2 protein-coding genes and 1 pseudogene are annotated in these 2,643 nt (G+C 70.3%); 1 reads left to right on the forward strand and 2 read right to left on the reverse strand.

Annotation, left to right across the window (positions count from 1 at the left end; translation table 11 throughout):
• Window positions 1-171: 171 nt before the first annotated feature.
• Window positions 172-546, forward strand: a complete 375-nt coding sequence (locus ACFQ7F_RS45700; RefSeq protein ID WP_383285684.1) for an RNHCP domain-containing protein — start codon at window positions 172-174, stop codon at window positions 544-546.
• A 12-nt stretch (window positions 547-558) separates the two neighbouring features.
• Here ACFQ7F_RS45700 and ACFQ7F_RS45705 read toward each other — a convergent pair whose 3' ends face one another.
• Together ACFQ7F_RS45705 and ACFQ7F_RS45710 are read right to left on the reverse strand one after the other, a co-directional pair.
• Complete coding sequence (locus ACFQ7F_RS45705) at window positions 559-2,178, reverse strand: alpha/beta hydrolase (RefSeq protein WP_383285687.1); 1,620 nt, start codon at window positions 2,176-2,178, stop codon at window positions 559-561.
• A gap of 99 nt (window positions 2,179-2,277) precedes the next feature.
• A pseudogene (locus ACFQ7F_RS45710) lies at window positions 2,278-2,643 on the reverse strand (hypothetical protein); the annotation flags it as partial.

Consider the following 2,643-nt stretch of genomic DNA (forward strand, 5'->3'; position numbering starts at 1 on the left):
CCGTAATTCGGTTGCCGCGCCCGCCCGGTACGCGTTTCATCGAGAGGTCGAACCCCAAGTCGGCCCCGAGAGGTCGAAGCCGAGAACGGAAAGATGGTGCTTGTATGCCCAGGGCCCCGCGGAACAGCTCGAAGTCAGCCCATTCCGCGACGCACTGGAGTCACTCCCACCATGTCCCGCAACACCTCTCGGCGGGCCCGCACTGAAGCGCGCGCCCAGTCCTTCCGCTGCCTGCAGTGCGGTCTCGACGTCTCGATGACCGCCCTCGGCACCGACCACCGCAATCACTGCCCGAACTGCCTGTGGAGCCGTCACCTCGACGACACCCCGGGCGACCGGGCCGCTGACTGCGGCGCCCGGATGGAGCCCCTCGCCATCTCCGTACGAGGAGACGGCGAGTGGGTGCTCGTCCATCGCTGCACGCACTGCGGCGTCCTGCACGCCAACCGCACGGCGGGCGACGACAATGTCCTGCCGCTGACCCGGCTCGCGGTGCGCCCGCTGGCCCAGCCGCCGTTCCCGCTGGAGCGGCTCGGCGCCCTGTAGCGGTCAGTGCTTTCAGTGCTCCTTGGGAAGAGCCGCCGCCCGCCCGCCGGACAGCGGCTGGGGCTCCTTGTGCGGTGCGCACGCCGCGCGCCGCACGGGGAGCCTGCCCTCCAGGAGGTAGGACTCCATGTGGCCGTTGATGCACTTGTTCGGGCCCGCGCCGATGCCGTGGGTACCCGCGTCCCGCTCGGTCACGAGCACCGAACCTCCCAGCCTGCGGTTCAGCTCCTTGGCGCCCTCGTACGGGGTCGCCGCGTCCCGCTCGGCGGCCAGGATCAGCGTCGGGGGAAGCTCGCCCTCCTGGGTGCGGACGTCGAGGGGCTGCTGCCGGGGCGCGGGCCAGTAGGCGCACGGAAGGTTCATCCAGGCGTTGTCCCACGTCTCGAAGGGAGCGCTGCGCGCGAGGCGCGAGTTGTCGCGGTTCCAGGTCGCGAAGTCCGTCGGCCAGGGCGCGTCATTGCACTCGACCGCGGTGTAGACCGCGTTGCCGTTCTCCGCTTCCTTGGCCGCCTTCGGCTCGGGCGCGGCCTGCTCGATCAGCGGCTTCGGGTTGCCCTTCAGATACGCCGAGAGCGCCGAGGCGCGCGTCGGCCAGTAGTCGTCGTAGTACCCGGCCTGGAGGTACGCCGACTGCAGCTGGCCGGGGCCGACCTTGCCGCCCGCGGGCTTGACCGCCAGCTTGTCGCGCACCTTCTCGTAGCTGCGCAGGACCGCTTCGGACGTCTTGCCCAGGTGGTACGTCCTGTCGTGCTTGGCCACCCACGTGCGGAAGTCGCCCCAGCGGTGCTCGAAGGCCGCTGACTGGTCGAGGTTGTTGCCGTACCAGATCTGCTCGGGGTCGGGGTTGACCGCCGAGTCGAACACCATGCGGCGCACGTGCGAGGGGAAGAGCGAGGCGTACACGGCGCCGAAGTAGGTGCCGTACGAAGCGCCCATGAAGGTCAGCTTCTTCTCGCCGAGCGCGGCCCGCAGCACATCCAGGTCACGGGCGTTGTTCAGGCTCGTGTAGTGCTGCACCGCCTGCCCGGAGCGCTTGACGCAGCCCTCCGCGTACGCCTTCGCCTGCTTGACGCGCTTCTGCTTGTACGCGTCGTCGGGGTGGGTCGGCGCCTGGCTCGGCGCCTTGCCGAACTCCTTCGGGTCCTGGCAGGAGATCGGGGCCGAGCGGCCGACACCGCGCGGGGCATAGCCCACGAGGTCGTACGCCGCCGCGATGCGCTTCCACTCCGGGAGCATGCCGACCATCGGGAAGTACATGCCGGACCCGCCGGGACCGCCGGGGTTGAACACGAGGGCGCCCTGCCGCTTGACGGCCTTGCCCCGCCGCGGTTCGGCCTTCCGCGTGGCCTTGGTGCGGCTCACGGTCAGCTTGATCTGCTTGCCGTCCGGGTGCGCGTAGTCGAGCGGCACCGAGACGGTGCCGCACTTGACCGAGGAGGGCAGGCCCTCCGCCGCGGGACAGGCACCGAAGCGGACACCGGCCGCCTCGGCGCGCTGGGCCGCGACGAAGGAGCCGTGCGCTTCCAGGTAGGGGGAGGGGTCGGCCGCGGACGCGCTTCCTGTGGGGGCGGCGACGAGTGCGGTCAGGACCAGGGATCCGGCGGTTCCGTAGAGGGCGGCTGCTGCTCTCATCGCTGTTTCATTCCTTCATTCGGCCGTGCGTTGCTCGAATAAAAGGGATGATTCGTTCGGTAAATGGCGAAGTAAAGCACCGCCTCGCCGGTGTCGGGCTCAATGACCCCGATGCGCCGCATCCCGGTGTGCGAAAGCCGCACGCAGCTTCGGGTCTCCCTTGTCCTTCGTCGGCTTGGGCCGGGAAGCCGGCGGCGGCAGCGGGAACGTGGGGGAGGGGGAGACCGGGGTCGCCGTTGGCGGAGAGTCGGTCGGGCTTGGTGGGGCCGGGGAGCGGGTCACCGGGTCGGGGCTCGCCGATGCCGCGTCGCGCGCCAGCTCGTCGAAGTCGACGAGGCCCGTGCCTTCGAGGACCTTTATGTGGTCGAGGACCGTCGTGTTCGCGTCGTCGGCGAGCGCGCGCACCAGCGAGTTGCGGGTGCTCGCGCGGACCTGGGCGACCACCGAGAAGACCTTGCCGTGGGC

The sequence above is a fragment of the Streptomyces sp. NPDC056486 genome (assembly GCF_042795295.1).
In the GTDB taxonomy this organism is placed as follows: domain Bacteria; phylum Actinomycetota; class Actinomycetes; order Streptomycetales; family Streptomycetaceae; genus Streptomyces.